This is a genomic window from Streptomyces sp. NPDC001890, from assembly GCF_042891445.1.
In the GTDB taxonomy this organism is placed as follows: Bacteria; Actinomycetota; Actinomycetes; order Streptomycetales; family Streptomycetaceae; genus Streptomyces.
In genome coordinates, this window is the sequence record NZ_JBIATE010000001.1 from 261,888 (window position 1) to 276,597 (window position 14,710).

At 73.0% G+C, this 14,710-nt stretch carries 13 protein-coding genes; 8 read left to right on the plus strand and 5 right to left on the minus strand.

Annotation, left to right across the window (positions count from 1 at the left end):
• Window positions 1-74: 74 nt before the first annotated feature.
• Window positions 75-479 carry a peptidase inhibitor family I36 protein gene (locus ACFYY1_RS01165; RefSeq protein WP_388579188.1) on the minus strand — a complete coding sequence of 135 codons (405 nt, stop codon included), beginning with the start codon at window positions 477-479 and terminating at the stop codon, window positions 75-77.
• A gap of 598 nt (window positions 480-1,077) precedes the next feature.
• Here ACFYY1_RS01165 and ACFYY1_RS01170 point away from each other — a divergent pair.
• From ACFYY1_RS01170 to ACFYY1_RS01185, 4 genes are all read left to right on the plus strand, one after another.
• On the plus strand, window positions 1,078-1,941 hold the full coding sequence (locus tag ACFYY1_RS01170; protein ID WP_388579189.1) for a thiopeptide-type bacteriocin biosynthesis protein: 864 nt from the start codon (window positions 1,078-1,080) through the stop codon (window positions 1,939-1,941).
• Window position 1,942: 1 nt separating this feature from the next.
• Window positions 1,943-4,648 carry a lantibiotic dehydratase gene (locus ACFYY1_RS01175; protein WP_388579192.1) on the plus strand — a complete coding sequence of 902 codons (2,706 nt, stop codon included), beginning with the start codon at window positions 1,943-1,945 and terminating at the stop codon, window positions 4,646-4,648.
• An 18-nt stretch (window positions 4,649-4,666) separates the two neighbouring features.
• Window positions 4,667-4,810: a hypothetical protein gene (locus ACFYY1_RS01180; RefSeq protein WP_388579195.1), complete on the plus strand. Its 144-nt coding sequence runs from the start codon at window positions 4,667-4,669 to the stop codon at window positions 4,808-4,810.
• A gap of 101 nt (window positions 4,811-4,911) precedes the next feature.
• A complete protein-coding gene (locus tag ACFYY1_RS01185) occupies window positions 4,912-6,099 on the plus strand; it encodes a lanthionine synthetase LanC family protein (RefSeq protein ID WP_388579197.1) in 1,188 nt (395 codons plus the stop codon).
• A gap of 18 nt (window positions 6,100-6,117) precedes the next feature.
• Here ACFYY1_RS01185 and ACFYY1_RS01190 read toward each other — a convergent pair whose 3' ends face one another.
• A complete protein-coding gene (locus ACFYY1_RS01190; protein WP_388579200.1) occupies window positions 6,118-7,614 on the minus strand; it encodes a PucR family transcriptional regulator ligand-binding domain-containing protein in 1,497 nt (498 codons plus the stop codon).
• A gap of 123 nt (window positions 7,615-7,737) precedes the next feature.
• On the opposite strand from ACFYY1_RS01190, the gene ACFYY1_RS01195 reads away from it, so the two are divergent.
• The 3 genes from ACFYY1_RS01195 to ACFYY1_RS01205 all read left to right on the plus strand — a co-directional run bounded on the left by ACFYY1_RS01195 (window position 7,738) and on the right by ACFYY1_RS01205 (window position 11,973).
• Window positions 7,738-9,213: a sodium:solute symporter gene (locus ACFYY1_RS01195; RefSeq protein ID WP_388579203.1), complete on the plus strand. Its 1,476-nt coding sequence runs from the start codon at window positions 7,738-7,740 to the stop codon at window positions 9,211-9,213.
• A 109-nt stretch (window positions 9,214-9,322) separates the two neighbouring features.
• Window positions 9,323-10,291, plus strand: a complete 969-nt coding sequence (gene speB, locus ACFYY1_RS01200; protein ID WP_124717598.1) for an agmatinase — start codon at window positions 9,323-9,325, stop codon at window positions 10,289-10,291.
• On the plus strand, window positions 10,288-11,973 hold the full coding sequence (locus tag ACFYY1_RS01205) for a thiamine pyrophosphate-binding protein (protein WP_388579205.1): 1,686 nt from the start codon (window positions 10,288-10,290) through the stop codon (window positions 11,971-11,973). The genes speB and ACFYY1_RS01205 overlap by 4 nt, the downstream gene beginning before the upstream one ends.
• 72 nt (window positions 11,974-12,045) lie before the next feature.
• Here the strand turns inward: ACFYY1_RS01205 and ACFYY1_RS01210 are convergent, their stop codons facing one another.
• Window positions 12,046-12,420 (minus strand): hypothetical protein, encoded by a 375-nt coding sequence (locus tag ACFYY1_RS01210; protein ID WP_388579208.1) that lies wholly within the window; start codon window positions 12,418-12,420, stop codon window positions 12,046-12,048.
• Between the two features lie 172 nt (window positions 12,421-12,592).
• Between ACFYY1_RS01210 and ACFYY1_RS01215 the strand changes: the two genes are divergently transcribed.
• The gene (locus ACFYY1_RS01215) at window positions 12,593-13,564 is read left to right on the plus strand and encodes a serine hydrolase (protein ID WP_388579210.1); all 972 of its coding nucleotides are present in this window, start codon (window positions 12,593-12,595) and stop codon (window positions 13,562-13,564) included.
• 78 nt (window positions 13,565-13,642) lie between these two features.
• On the opposite strand, the gene ACFYY1_RS01220 is transcribed toward ACFYY1_RS01215, so the two are convergent.
• Window positions 13,643-14,098, minus strand: a complete 456-nt coding sequence (locus ACFYY1_RS01220) for a helix-turn-helix domain-containing protein (RefSeq protein WP_388579213.1) — start codon at window positions 14,096-14,098, stop codon at window positions 13,643-13,645.
• Between the two features lie 13 nt (window positions 14,099-14,111).
• Window positions 14,112-14,480, minus strand: coding sequence for a type II toxin-antitoxin system RelE/ParE family toxin (locus ACFYY1_RS01225; protein ID WP_388579216.1), 369 nt, complete (start codon window positions 14,478-14,480; stop codon window positions 14,112-14,114).
• Between the last annotated feature and the right edge of the window lie 230 nt (window positions 14,481-14,710).

Consider the following 14,710-nt stretch of genomic DNA (forward strand, 5'->3'; position numbering starts at 1 on the left):
CCGCGGACATGCGGAGGCCCTCCCCGGCGGCTGGCCGGGGAGGACCGTTGTGCGTACCTCTGTGACTGTCGCCGCTACTGCGGCTTGAAGGAACGGATCTGGTAGTTCCCCTGGAGGTTGCCACCGCTGCCGGCGGGAGTGGAGCCGACCCGCGAGTTGTAGTTGGTCTGGGTGTAGTACTGCACGCGGTGCCCGGTCGCGTTCCACACGGAGCGGACGTTCTGGCCCCGCTGGATGAACGAGCAGTCGTCGGCGGTATTCGCCCGCCGCTCGTCGGACCACTGGCAGCGGGTACCACCCCCGTTCCAGTCGCTGTAGATACAGAAGTACCCGGGGCTGCAACTGAAGGAAGCCCTGGCGCTCCCGGAAACGGCACTCCCGGTGGCGGCGTTCTCCGGAGCGGCGCCCGCGGCGGGCCCGGTGGCCAGCCCCAGGGCGAGGGCGAGAGAGGTGACGGCAAGCGCGCTGAAGCGGTTCAAGACAGAGACCTCTTTTCAGACGGTGCCCAGGGTTCCGTGCCCTGGTCGCCGCCAGCGTGGCACGGCCTTGACCTGCGCAGACAGGCGGAAACGGGGGCGCTCGAAGCCCTCGTGGAAGATCGCGGCACGCCTTCGTGCACCGGCGCGAACACCTCGCCTGTTCGTCGCCGGAGGTGTTCGCGGCCATGGGGCAGGCGTGGCTCGGGCCTGCCGTTGCTGTGGATCGTGCGACGGCGTGGGTTTCTGCGCTCCTGGCTCATGGGCCACGCCAAGCGCACACCCGTCCATCATCTGACTTATTGCCATATCTCTTTCAGGTGGTGTGGACGCGGGAATTGACCTGTTGACGGACCCGACCGGTCCGGCGCAGACGGACAGGGCCTCCGGTTCCGACCGGTCGGCCCCGGGCGCATCCGGTCCGGCCGACAGGCGGCCAGGGCGCTTCGAAGCGTCCCGTGAATCCGCGATCCGCAGAAGACACAGCACGAAGCAGGGCTTCTCCCGATACCTGAGCGAGGCCGCGGCGCCCACTCCGCGGACGCATCCGACGGTCCACGAGCTGCCCCGTCATGCCCGGAACACGACACACGGAGGTCCCATGTCGGGAGTGGAGCACCCGGAGGCGAGCTGGGTTCAGGTGAACCTGGCCCCGCAGCCGAGTTCATGGCCGCGCCTGTACGAATGGCTCGCCGGCACCGCACACGACCTCCTCGACGGACACACCGCGCGCGCCTTCTTCTTCATGCACAAGCCGCCCGGTCTGCGGGTGCGTTTCCAGGCGGACAGGATGACGGGCACCGTTCTGTTGCAGGCCGAACTCCTCGACCGGATCAAGGAGTTCGGAGGACTGGCCGGGCCTCCGGTGTGTGCGGTGTACGAGCCGGAGTCCTACCTCTTCGGCGGGCCGGGCTCCATGCCGTGGGTGCACGAGTTGTTCACCGCGGACTCCCTGGCCTGGCTCGGCCACCACACCCGGCGGCCCGGGGAAGGAGACCCGAACGCCGCGGCGGACTGGCGGTTCTCCCTCGCCCTGCTCCGGGACATGTTCGACGGCCTGGGCATCGTCGGCTGGGAACACCGGGGCGTCTGGGACGCGGTGCGCACGGACACCGGACGCCGTCTTCCCGGGGGCCTGCGGGACGCCGCGCTCCGCCGGGCGGCCGAGGGCATCCGCGCCTACTGGGAACAGCCCCGCGACCAGCTCCTCGCCGGTCTGCCCGGAACGTCGCGCGCGGACCAGGAGCGCCACTGCGAGGCGGTGCGCCTGGCCGCGAACCGCTGGCGCACCGGCTACTTCGAGTCCGGGTACGCGGTACGCGGCCCGCGCCGCGCCGCCGCCCATGCGGTGATCTTCCACTGGAACCGGGCCCGGCTCTCGCACGCCCGCCAGAGCCTGGTCGCCGAGGCGCTGTTCGACGACGGGACGGCAGCCGGCGTCGCGGGCAACGGGGTGGTGGCGTGACATGACCGGACTCCCCGTCGTCCCGCCGGGGGGCACTCCGCCGGATGCGACCTCCCCGGCACCCGCCCGCCCCGGCACGGCCGGTGGCCGGACCCTGGGCGCCACCGCCCTGGTGCGCGCCTCCGGAGTCCCTCTCGCGATGTGGACGGCCGCAGGCGGCTCCGGGCTGTTCGCCCGGGTCGTCGAGCACGCCGGCACCGTCGAGCGGCAGTCCGCGCACGCCCGGCGCCTCGCCGAGGGGCTCGGCCTCGTCGTCCCCGACCGGCGCCTGACGGACAGCGAGCGCCGCGCCGTGCTGGCCCTGCGGCGGCGGCTGCACTCCGGCGCGGCGCCGGGCCCGGCGGACTGCGGATTCCTGGAGACGCTGACCGCCGCACCCGAGTGGCTCGTACGGGAGGCGGGGGCGCTGTGCCGCGAAGCCGCGTCGGCGCTCGCGACCCGGGCGGAGCTGGAGCGCGCGCTCGGTGACGAGCGCGAGCGGGTGGGGGCGCTGGCCTGGTCCCAGGTGTCCGACGGCCCGGTCCTGCGGGAGTTCGTCGACGCCGCGAGCCCCGGGCCGGCGGAAGAGGTGGCCGTGCGCCTGGCCGGGGGCGGGACGTGGAGCGGGAAGCGGCTGCGCAAGCGTTCCGCGTACCTGTGGCGAGCGGTGGGGCGGGCGGCGGCGAAGACCACGCCGCGCGGCTGGGTGGGGCAGGTCGCTCCGGTCCCGGTCGGCGGTACCGGCTTCGCCGACGGGGCGGGGTCCCCGCTGCTCGCCCCCGGTGCCGAACTGTCCGGGCTGGCCGCCGCCGCCGTGGAGAACGTCCACACCGTACGTACCCTCGCCGGTGCGCGGGACCTGCGGGGCGCCGACCCGGACACCGCGCTCGCGCCCGCCCCGCTGCACCTCACCGACGGCAAGGACGAGGACGGTACGGGCGGAACGCTGCGCTGCTACGCGATCGACCCGGGCGATCCGGGGCGGCTGAGGCAGGTCGCGGTGCGGCGTACCGCGCTGCTGGACCTGCTGCTCTCCCTGTTCGCCGAAGGGCCGCGCACCCTCGCGGAGCTGGAGTGCGCGCTGCCGGTCGCCGACCCGGTCGTACTGCGCGGATTCCTCACCCACCTGATGGGGCTGGGCGTGCTCCAGCTCTGTGTGGCCCCGCGCCAACAGCACACCGCCTGGTCCCCGGCCGCCCGGGTGGCCGGCGACGGGCGGCTGCCCCAGCCGGGGGACCTCGGGCCGGGCGGCTGGTTCCTCGACTCCTACCGCGGCCTGGACGCCCGCGTGCCCGAACGGGCCGCCGCCCGCGTCCAGCACGCCCTGCGGACCGCCCACCGCCTGGCCGCGCTGCGCCGGGCCGACCGGGACACGGGCGCCGACACGCCGCCGCCCGTGCCGGGCACCGAGCGGCTGGACGAGCACCCGCGTCCGGTCGGCGAGATCCTGGCCGAACTGCTGCCGGGCTCGGGCTCGGGCTCGGGCGAGCGGCCGTCCCCCGGACCTGTCCCACGCCGGTACGGGGGATGGCACCCGGCCCACGCGCCGGAATCCGGGTACGCCCGGCTCCTCGACCGCCTCGCCGCCCACCGCGACGAGGCGCAGGTGGACATCGACGACGACCTCCTGGACGCTCTCGGCGCGCCGCCGGCCGAGAAGGCGGTGCCGCCCTGGCCGCTGGACTGTCTGCTGCGCCCGTTGCCCGGCCCGGGACCCGTCGCGGTGCTGGAGACCGCCTCGCCCGCCGGGATCATCGACGCCAGGTTCGCCGAAGCGCTCCAGGCCCTCTACGGCGGCAGCGGCTACGGCTCCGTCGACAGTTACCGCGACTTCCTGGCAGCCGTGGAGCGACGGGCAGGGGTGAGGTTCGTCGAACTGCTGGTCCCGCCGGTGACGGAGCGCGCGGCCAACGCCGTCCGACGGCCCGTCACCACCCGCTGGTGGACCGGCGACCCCAACCCGGCGGCGTACTTCGGTGCCGGTGGCCCGGACCGTACCGACCACCGCCACCTCCCCCTCGACCGCATCACCCTGCGCCGGTCCGGCGGCCGGATCGTCGCCGAGGTGGACGGTGAGCGCGTGGTGCCCGTCCACCACGCGACCCGTAACCCGATGCCCCCGTACGACGTGCTGGTCCGGCTGCTGCTGTCGGCCGGGCACCCCTGGGCGGGCACGATGCTCCGGCTCGACGGTCTCGCCGCGGCCTTCCCCGCGCACCCGGCTCCCGTCCGTACGCCCAGGGTGACGATCGGCACCGACCTGGTCGTCTCCCCGGCCACCTGGCGGGTGCCCAGAGCCCTGCTGTGGCGGCCGGGCGACGGGGACCTCGACCGGGTGAGGACGCTGGCCACACTCGTACGGTCCGCCGCGCTGCCCCGGTTCGTCTTCGTACGGCCCGCCTTCGAGGCCAAGCCGGTGCCGGTCGACCTCGAAGCGCTGACCGCGCTGAACGCCATCGAGCGGGCCTGCGCCGCGCTGCCCGGTGACGAGCTGGTCATCGAGGAGATGCTGCCCGGCCCGGTGGCCGGACCGCACGGGCCGACGTTGTGCGACGCACTGCACCGGGGCGCACCGGTCGCCGCCGAGTTGATGCTCAGGCTGCCCTTCGACCGGACCGCCGAGGAGCTTGCGGTGCGGACCGCCGCCGCCCTCGCCCGAGACGTCCCCGGCCCGCCCGCACCCGGTGCGGACGGTTGCCGGGGCGGCAACCCACCACGGAAACAGTAGGAAACAGGAGGAAACACCATGTCCATCATGGAGATCACCGACCTCGACACCCTCATCGACGAGCTGGACGAGCGCATCACCGGCACCGAGCTGCCCGCGCTGACGGACAGCTACAGCGCCCTGTGCACCATCCTCGTCTGCGACTCGGTCATCTGTGGCTGAGGCCGCCGGCTGACCGTGCCCACCCGGACGCCCCGCGTCCATCACTGAGTTGAACGGAGCCACCCGGACCGGTTCGGGTGGCTCCCCGACGAGGAGGCCCGATGCCACCGAACGGCCCCGGACCGCACCCTTCGGCACTCGATCTCTCCCGGCAACTCCTGGACGGATACCCGGAGTTCGAGAGAAAGACCTCAGACCCCGGTATTCCGGTACTGGCCTCGCTGGTCGCCCGCGCGGGCGACCCGGCAGCGGCGGAGAGTGCCCGGCACGCGGTGGCCGCCTGGTCCCGGACCGTCGGCCGCGGCCTGTCCCACGGCGGGCTGCTCGACGGCGGCCTGGCCGGAACCTACGCCGGCCTGCGCATGGCCGCCCGGATCCACCCCCCGCTGAACCGCGCCGCCGACCGGCTCCGCGACCACCTGCTGAACACCGCCTCGGCGCACCCCTGGCGGACGACGGACGTCGGCCTGCCCGACTACGACCTCATCGCCGGACCGGCCGGCACCCTGCTCGCGCTCTGCGCCCGGGAGCCGAAGCCGTCCGTCCGCCAACTCCTGCCGTTCGCGTCCCACTTGGCGGCGCTGTGCGACAGCGACGACCTGCGCCGGCTGCACATCGGCCAGTACCCCGGCCACCCCCGGCTGGGCTGGCTGCAGGGCCGGGTGAACACCGGGATGGGCCACGGAGTGGCGGGACTCGTCGCCGGTCTCACCGCGACCGTCCGCCGCACCGGACCACGCCCGCGGCTGACGGACGCCCTGCGCCGCGCCACCCACTGGCTGATGGAGCAGTCCTTCGCGGACGACCGGGGTGTCCAAAGCTGGGACGGCGCCGGCCGCGACGGCCCGCCACCCACCGGGGCACGGGCCCGGCAGGCCTGGTGCTACGGCACCCCCGGCATCACCTGGGCGCTCTGGGACGCGGCCGACGTGCTGGACGACCGGGCGGCTGCCGACTGGGCGGCGGCCGCCTTCACCACTCTCACGGAGCGGTACGACGAGGACTTCCACCTCTTCGGCGACCCCCTGACGGACCGGCTCGCGCTGTGCCACGGCGCGGCGGGCGTGCTGGCCGTCGCCGACGCCTTCCACCGCTGGGCCCGCCTGTCGCCCGCCGCCGTACTGGCCGCCCGGCTGGCCGAGCACCTGACCACCCGGCTGCCCACGGCCCTCGCCCCCGGAAAACCGCAGACCTCCCTGCTCACCGGGGCCCCGGGCGCCCTCGCCGCCCTGCTCACCGCCACCCACGACACCTCGCGCGACTGGCTGCCCTGCCTCGGGCTGCGGTAGCGGGCGCTGCCGGGCTGATCACCGCACCCGCAGCGCGAACCACAGCTCCGTCCGTACGTCCATGTCGTCCAGGTCCACGTCCAGCAGGGACGCGCAGCGGGCGATGCGCTGGCGGACCGTGTTGCGGTGGATGCGCAGGGCCGTGGCCGTGCGGTCCCAGCTGCCGTGGAGGCTCAGCCAGCAGCGCAGGGTCTCGGTCAGCGGCTCGGTGAGCGGGGCGAGGAGGGCGCGGGCGTGTGCCTCGGCACGGTCGGGCGGGATCAGGGCGGACAGGCCGGAGCCGCCGCCGTTGTGGTGGTGGGCCAGCGGGGTGCGGGTGGCGACGGCGCGGCCCAGGGCGCGGGAGGCCTGGCCGTCGGCGAGGTCGAGGGTGGTGATGGCGGCGGGGGCGGACGCGCCGAGCGTCCAGCCGGGCTGCGGGGTGATCCGGTCGCCGCCGGGGATCAGGACCCGTACCGCGTCGCCGCCCCGGCCCGCGTCGACCAGGGCCGAACCGAGGGCGGCGCCCAGCGCACCCGCGGTGAGCGGGTCGACCGGGCCGTCGCCGCTGCGGCGCGCGTGCACCACCGTCCACTGCTCGGCGCCCCCGAGGAGCGGCGCGACGTCCTGCGGGTCCGCGCCCAGCAGCATCCGGACCAGGGCGGCGGACCGGCCCGCGGCGTCGGCGCCCTGGTGCGGGGCGGCCAGCAGGGAGAGCAGGACGACCGCGATCCCGGCGATGGTGTGGTCGCCCGCCTCGCGCCGGTCCGTCGCCAGCGCCAGGACGAGCCCCTGGCCGCCGCCCAGCGCGTACGCGGACAGATGGGTGTCCCGCAGTGTGTCGGTGGCGGACGACGGGGCGGGCCGTGAACCGGCGCGGACCACCTGGGTGAGCCTGGCCAGCGCCGCCCCGACATCGGGGGCCGGGCGGCGGCCCGAGGCGTGCAGCTCCTCGCCGTCCGCGGAGAGCAGCGTCGCCCGGCCCTCCAGCTGGGCCGCCAGCTGATGCAGCACCGCCGGGACCGGGTCCGGCCGGGCCGCCGCCGTGGCCAGGGCCTGCTGGGCGCGCGTCACCCGGCGCAGCTCGCGGTGACGGGCCTCGGCCATCAGCCGCCACACCGTCCGGGCGATCGCCGTGAACGGGGTCTCCGGCGGCACTTCGAGGAGCGGCAGGCCGTGCCGGTCGCACGCCTCGATCAACGCCTGCGGCACCGTGTCGAACACCGGCGTCACCCCGAAACCGAGCGCCGCCGCCCCCGCCTCCATCAGCCGGTCCACGAACGCGTCCGGGTCCTTCAGCTGCACCCCGGCGCTCAGCAGCAGCTCACCGCCGAGCAGATAGGGGTACGGGTCGGCCATCTCCGTGGTGTGCACCCACAGCAGATCCGCCTCCGCCGGACCGGCGATCCGGCGCAGTCCGAGCTCCTCGTGGGCGAGCAGTTCGGCGAGCGGGATCGGCGGGGTGGGCGGCGGCGTGGGTGGGGGAGCGGGCGGGTGAGCAGGCATCGGGGTCGGCCCGGCCGAGGCTTCCGGCATGGATGGTCCATCCATCAGGGACTTCAATTATGGATGAAACGTACTCTTCAGCGTTGCTTGCGGGCCACCTACCGTCTTCTTCACATAAGACATGTGCACTTGTGACTGAAATGGAGGAAGCCCATGGCCGTCGACTACGCGGTGATCATCATTTATCTGGCCGGCATGCTCGCCATGGGCTGGTGGGGCATGCGCCGCGCCAAGTCCAAGAGCGAATTCCTGGTGGCGGGCCGCAGGCTCGGACCGTGGATGTACTCGGGCACGATGGCCGCGATAGTCCTCGGCGGAGCCTCCACCATCGGCGGTGTCGGCCTCGGCTACCAGTACGGACTCTCCGGCGCCTGGATGGTCTTCACCATCGGTCTCGGAATTCTCGCCCTGTCCATCTTCTTCTCGGCGCGGATCGCCCGGCTGAAGGTCTACACCGTCTCCGAGATGCTCGACCTGCGCTACGGCGGCCGGGCCGGGATCATCTCCGGTGTCGTGATGTGGTCGTACACGCTGATGCTCGCGGTCACCTCGACCATCGCGTACGCAACGATCTTCGACGTCCTCTTCGACTTGAACCGGACGATCGCGATCATCCTCGGCGGTGCCATCGTCGTCGCGTACTCCACGCTCGGCGGGATGTGGTCGATCACGCTCACCGACATGGTGCAGTTCGTCGTCAAGACCATCGGTGTGCTGCTGCTCCTGCTGCCCATCGCGGTGATCAAGGCGGGCGGCTTCAGCGAGATGAAGGCGAAGCTGCCCACCGAGTACTTCGACCCGCTCGGCATCGGCGGCGAGACGATCTTCACGTACGTGCTGATCTACACCTTCGGCATGCTGATCGGCCAGGACATCTGGCAGCGCGTCTTCACCGCTCGCAGCGACAGGATCGCCCGGATCGGTGGCACCGTCGCCGGTACCTACTGCCTCGTCTACGCCCTCGCGGGCGCCGTCATCGGCACCGCCGCGAAGGTCATGTACCCGAAGCTGCCCAGCCCCGACTCCGCGTTCGCGACCATCGTCAAGGACGAGCTGCCGATCGGCGTGCGCGGGCTGGTGCTCGCCGCCGCGCTGGCCGCCGTGATGTCCACGTCCTCGGGCGCGCTGATCGCCTGTGCCACCGTCGCCAACAACGACATCTGGTCCCGGCTGCGGGGCGTGGTGTCCAGGGGCGGCGAGGCCGGCGAGGGCGAACACGACGAGGTGAAGGGCAACCGGGTCTTCATCCTCATCATGGGCATCGCCGTCATCCTGATCTCCATCGCGCTCAACAACGTCGTCGAGGCCCTGACCGTCGCGTACAACCTGCTCGTCGGCGGCCTGCTGGTGCCGATCCTCGGCGGTCTGCTGTGGCGCCGGGGCACCGCGGCGGGCGCGCTGGCCGCGGTGGCGGTCGGCGGTCTCGCGGTGATCGGCCTGATGGCGGGATACGGCATCCTCGCCAACGAACCGATCTACTACGGCCTGCTGGCCTCGCTCGCGGCGTACGTGATCGTCTCCCTGGCGACGAAGCCGACCGACGCGGCCGTACTCGCGGCCTGGCGCGAGCGGCTGGCGGGACGGGGCGCGGAGACGGAGGAGCCGGTGCACGAGCCGGCCGCGACGTAACCGTCCCCGCACGCCCCCGGGAGGGGTGGCCACTGGCCGCCCCTCCCGCCCATCCCAGCCCCGCCCCGCACACCGAACAACGCACGCAACCCGAAGGAAGGCACTTCACATGAGCAGCAACGAAACGCCGCGCGGCCCCGTCGACTCCTCCCGCGTCCCGCGGTACGCCGGACCCGCGACCTTCGCCCGGCTGCCCCGGCTCGACGAGGTCGGCACCGCCGATGTCGCCGTCGTCGGCGTGCCCTTCGACACCGGTGTCTCCTACCGGCCCGGCGCCCGCTTCGGCGGCAACGCGATCCGTGAGGCCTCGCGCCTGCTGCGCCCGTACAACCCGGCGCAGGACGCCTCGCCGTTCGCGCTCGCCCAGGTCGCCGACGCCGGTGACATCGCCGCGAACCCGTTCAACATCAACGAGGCCGTCGAGACCATCGAGGCCGCCGCCGACGACCTCCTCGGCACCGGCGCCCGCATGATGACGCTCGGCGGCGACCACACCATCGCGCTGCCGCTGCTGCGCTCCGTCGCCAAGAAGCACGGCCCGGTCGCCCTGCTCCACTTCGACGCGCACCTCGACACCTGGGACACCTACTTCGGCGCCGAGTACACCCACGGCACCCCGTTCCGCCGCGCCGTCGAGGAAGGCATCCTCGACACCTCCGCGCTCTCCCACGTCGGCACCCGCGGCCCGCTCTACGGCAAGCAGGACCTGGACGACGACGCGAAGATGGGCTTCGGCATCGTCACCTCCGCCGACGTCATGCGGCGCGGCGTCGACGAGGTCGCCGACCAGCTGCGCCAGCGCATCGGCGACCGGCCGCTGTACATCTCCATCGACATCGACGTGCTGGACCCGGCGCACGCCCCCGGCACCGGCACCCCCGAGGCCGGCGGCCTGACCTCCCGCGAGCTCCTGGAGATCGTCCGCGGACTGTCCTCCTGCAACCTGGTCTCCGCCGACCTGGTCGAGGTCGCCCCCGCGTACGACCACGCCGAGATCACCTCCGTCGCCGCCTCCCACACCGCGTACGAGCTGACCACGATCATGTCCCGCCAGATCGCAGAGGCCCGCACGAAGTGAGCCACGACCACCACGACGAGCGGCCGCGGCTCACCCCCGAGCAGACCGCGGCCGCCCTGAACCCCCCGGCCGGGCGCAACGGCGGCGACCTCGTCGTCGAGACCCTCCAGGGCCTCGGCGCGACCACCGTCTTCGGCCTGCCCGGCCAGCACGCGCTGGGCATGTTCGACGCGCTGCGCCGCTCCTGTCTGACGTACATCGGGCTGCGCGTCGAGAACAACGCGGGCTTCGCCGCCGACGCGTACGGCCGGATCACCGGGGAAGTGGCGCCGCTGCTGCTCTCCACCGGGCCGGGGGCTCTCACCTCCCTCGCCGCGCTCCAGGAGGCGGCGGCCGCCTCCGCGCCCGTGCTGGCCATCTCCAGCCAGATCCCGGTGGCGGGACTTGGCGGCGGACGCCACGGCTATCTCCACGAACTGCGCGACCAGAAGGCGTCGTTCCGCGACGTCGTGAAGTCCGTCCACACCGTCCGCACCGCCTCCCAGATCCCGTCGGCGATCGCCGCCGCCTGGGAGTCCGCGCTGACCGCCCCGCACGGCCCGGTCTGGATCGAGATCCCGCAGGACGTGCTCCTGGCCGAGACCACCGTGCCGGTCGTCTCGGCGATGGACGCCGCCCCGCGCGAGCTGTACGCCCGTCCCGAACTGACCGCCGTGGCCGCCGACCTGCTGTCGAAGGCCGAGCGGCCGGCGATCATCGCGGGCGGCGGAGTCGTACGGTCCGACGCGTCCGGCAAGCTGCTGGCGCTCGCGGAGAAGCTCGACGCACCCGTCGTCACCACCTTCGGCGGCAAGGGTGCCTTCCCGTGGGAGCACCCGCTCTCGCTCCAGTCCTGGCTGGAGGACCGCTACACCACGGACTTCCTGGAGTCCGCCGACGTCCTGCTGGTCATCGGCTCCGGACTCGGTGAACTCTCCTCGAACTACCACACGTTCGCCCCGCGCGGCCGGGTGATCCAGATCGAGGCGGACGCCGGGAAGCTGGAGTCCAACCACCCCGCGCTCGGCATCCACGCCGACGCCCGCGAGGCGCTGTCCGACCTCCTCGAAGCGGTCGAACGCCGTGAGGACCCGTCGGCGCCGGAGCGGGTCCGTACCGTCCTCGAAGCGGTACGGGACAGGATCGCCGCCCAGGAACTCACCCTGGAGCAGCGGCTGATCGCCTCCGTCCGCGGGGCGCTGCCCGACGCGTCGCCCAGCTTCTGGGACATGACGATCCTCGCCTACTGGGCCTGGTCCGCCTTCGACGCCCGTCACCCGAACACGATGCACTCGGCGCAGGGCGCAGGCGGCCTGGGCTACGGCTTCCCGGCCGCCCTCGGCGCGGCGGCGGCCGACCGTACGCGGCCGGTCCTCGCGGTCTCCGGCGACGGCGGCGCGATGTACTCCATCGCGGAGCTGGCCACGGCCCGCCAGTACGACCTCCCGGTCACCTGGCTGATCGTCGACGACGGCGGCTACGGCATCCTGCGCGAATACATGACGGGCGCCTTCGGCGAGGCCACGGCGACGGAGCTCAGCCGCCCCGACTTCGTCGCCCTCGCCGAGTCCTTCGGCGTCCCGGCGGTCCGCACCACCCCGGAATCGCTCACCGCCGACCTGGCCGCGTCCCTCGCGGCGCCCGGTCCCTCGGTGGTCGTGCTCCCGGCCCTGCTGAGGATGTTCGAGCCGACGCACCTGTAGGCACCGGCCCGCCGCCCGTCCGCGTACCCGGCCTCGACCGGGGCGCGGGCGGGCCCGTCCGCGGGGCGGGGCTCACCTGCGGGGCGGGTGCTCCTTCGCGATGAGCGCCGCCTGCTCCTCCCGGCCCCGGTGGAAGTCCGGGCGCTCGTCGGGATGGAGGCTGGTGGGCACGGCCCTCGCCGGTGGCAGGAAGTCGGTCAGCGACCGGAAGACCGGGTCGGCCGCCGCTCCCTGGCCACGGATCCGGGCCTGCACCAGGTACTGGACGATCTCCCGCAGGGGCTCTCGCAGAACGGGTTCCGGCCGAGCGGCGGCCTTCTCCGCGGCTCCAGGCTGTCCCAGCGCATGGTGTTCGTTCTGCGCGAGCCGCTGCAGGGCCGCGACCACCGCGAAGAGCCGGCCGCAGCGGTACGCCTCGGCGTGCCGGACCGGCTGAGCGCTCGTCAAGGTTTTCCCCCGATTCGATCAAGGTGCCGGGTCGCACCCGGTGACCGATACCCACGCGACGGGCGACGAACCACACAGCCCCGAATGCGCAACTTTCCGGCCCCCCGTGAGTCGTTACTCACGGGTGCGCCGGGGGCGCACCGTACCGATCCACTCATGGGGGACCAGCCGCATGAAAGAACAGCCCTGCATATCCCGTCGCGCCAAGGCCGCGCTCTCCGTCACGCTCGCCGCGGGCGTGCTCGCACCCGTGGCGCTCGGCGCGGCGCCCGCCGCGGCGGCGACGCCGACGGTGAGCTGCACGTCCGGCAAGGCCGGGCTCGCCGCGAAGCTGTCGAAGGACATCACCGCCGCGCTCAAGGGCCGCAAGTCGACGACGGCCGTGGCGCTCTACGACCGCACGACCAAGACCAACTGCACCCTGCGGGCGACGACGAAGTACGACTCCGCCAGCGTCGTGAAGGCGACCGTGCTGGCGACGCTGCTCTGGGACAACAAGAAGCACAACCGCTACCTCACCCAGCGCGAGATCAACCTCGCCACCGCCATGATCACCAAGTCCGACAACAACGCGACCACCAGCCTGTGGAAGCAGCTCGGGGTGACCAAGGTCAAGGCGTTCCTCAAGGCCGCCGGGATGACGCACACCGTGCCCGGCTCCGGCGGCTACTGGGGGCTGACCCAGATCACCGCCCAGGACGAGCTGCGGCTGCTGAACCTGCTGACCGCCAAGAACTCCGTGCTGAGCGACAACGCGCGCGCCTACGAGCTGGGCCTGATGCGCAAGGTCGTCTCCTCGCAGCGCTGGGGCACGCCCGCCGGGGCGCCGTCCGGGGTGACCGTGCAGGTCAAGAACGGCTGGCTGCCGCGCGCCACCCACGGCTGGCGAGTGCACAGCATCGGCGCGTTCACCGGCAAGGGGCACGACTACGCGATCACCGTGCTCACCCAGGACAACAAGACGATGAACGACGGCATCAACACCATCCAGGCCGTCGCCCGCGCCGTCCACAAGGACCTCAACCCGGCCGTCGCCGCGAAGACCACCTCCACCATCGCCCCGCCCGCCGCCCCGCAGGAAGCGGTGCCCGCGGTACCGGAGGCTCCGGCCGTACGGATGCTCACCGCGACGCCGCGGCCGTAGGGACCGGCACCGGCGGGTCGGGGCCGTCCCCTGCGGCCCCGACCCGCACCGAGGCCCCGCGCTCAGCTGTGACCCCGCTCAGCCGTGGGCGGCGCGGGCTTCGGCAGCTGCCGGGCCCGCCCCGCCGTCCGGCCCTGCGCCCGGCTCGCCGTCCGCCTCGGCGCCCGACTCCGAGGCCCCGGTACCCGCGTGCGCGGTGAACGCCACCCGCATCGTGTCGCCGTCCAGCTCCATGCTGAACGTGGAGTCCATGGCCCGTGCCAGGCGGACGAGCAGCGGAACCGTGGGCATGGTGCCGCCGAGTTCCAGCTTGGAGACCTGCGGCTGGGTCATTCTGGCCCGCCTTGCCAGTTCCGTCTGCGCGATGCCGAGCTCGGTGCGACGGTCGTAGACCGCTTGTCCGAGATCCCAGGCCAGGTCGAGCTCCTGGCGCCGCCGCACGCGCTCGGCGCTCTCGGTGCTGTCCTCCCCCTCCGAGATGCTCTCTGCGACCTTCCGGTCCCGGGCGAGCTTCCACTCTGCGTGACTGACCACGTGCTCTTCCTTCCTAGACGTCGCGGGTGAACACGTCATGTGCCGGCTTGTGTTCCGCTTCGCAGACGGCCTTCGCCCGTCTGGCACGGACGACCTCGGCATTCTCGCGCTGCTGCGTCTTGCGGAAGACGGTCAGCAGCACGATGCGGCGTCCGGGCGCGAGCCAGTACGAGATCCGTACGGCTTCGCGGCTGCGCCCCAGATCGAACCGCAGCTCCCGCACACCGTCGCCCAGGTGCCGCGAGTGCGGCTCGCCCAGCGTGGTCGCGCTCCGCGCGAGCCGGCCGACGGCGTGCTCCGCGCGTTCGTAGTCGGCCGCGGGGAGGTTGGTCAGCCACAGACGGACCTCCGGCTCGATCTCGACGGTGTAAAGATCATCCATGCAAGGAAACGTATATACAGAGCAGCATATATCACCTTGAGACGCCAGTGGAGTCAGCAGGACGAGTGGGCGGGGCACGCCTGGTTGACGCAGTCGGTCGCGGGCCGGTCCTACGCCGTCCGTCGCACCCGCCCTACGCCGATGGCCCCGTCCTCGGCCCCCCCTTTGTAACGGCGGGATGAAATCCGCTGCCCACCGCGTTGGTGCCTTCCGGTAGAGCAGGTCGAACG

Coding starts and splice junctions, on each gene's coding strand:
- ACFYY1_RS01170 (WP_388579189.1), top strand. CDS start 1,078: ATGTCGGGAGTGGAGCACCCGGAGGCGAGCTGGGTTCAGGTGAACCTG.
- ACFYY1_RS01175 (WP_388579192.1), top strand. CDS start 1,943: ATGACCGGACTCCCCGTCGTCCCGCCGGGGGGCACTCCGCCGGATGCG.
- ACFYY1_RS01180 (WP_388579195.1), top strand. CDS start 4,667: ATGTCCATCATGGAGATCACCGACCTCGACACCCTCATCGACGAGCTG.
- ACFYY1_RS01185 (WP_388579197.1), top strand. CDS start 4,912: ATGCCACCGAACGGCCCCGGACCGCACCCTTCGGCACTCGATCTCTCC.
- ACFYY1_RS01190 (WP_388579200.1), bottom strand. CDS start 7,614: ATGCCGGAAGCCTCGGCCGGGCCGACCCCGATGCCTGCTCACCCGCCC.
- ACFYY1_RS01195 (WP_388579203.1), top strand. CDS start 7,738: ATGGCCGTCGACTACGCGGTGATCATCATTTATCTGGCCGGCATGCTC.
- speB (WP_124717598.1), top strand. CDS start 9,323: ATGAGCAGCAACGAAACGCCGCGCGGCCCCGTCGACTCCTCCCGCGTC.
- ACFYY1_RS01215 (WP_388579210.1), top strand. CDS start 12,593: ATGAAAGAACAGCCCTGCATATCCCGTCGCGCCAAGGCCGCGCTCTCC.
- ACFYY1_RS01225 (WP_388579216.1), bottom strand. CDS start 14,480: ATGGATGATCTTTACACCGTCGAGATCGAGCCGGAGGTCCGTCTGTGG.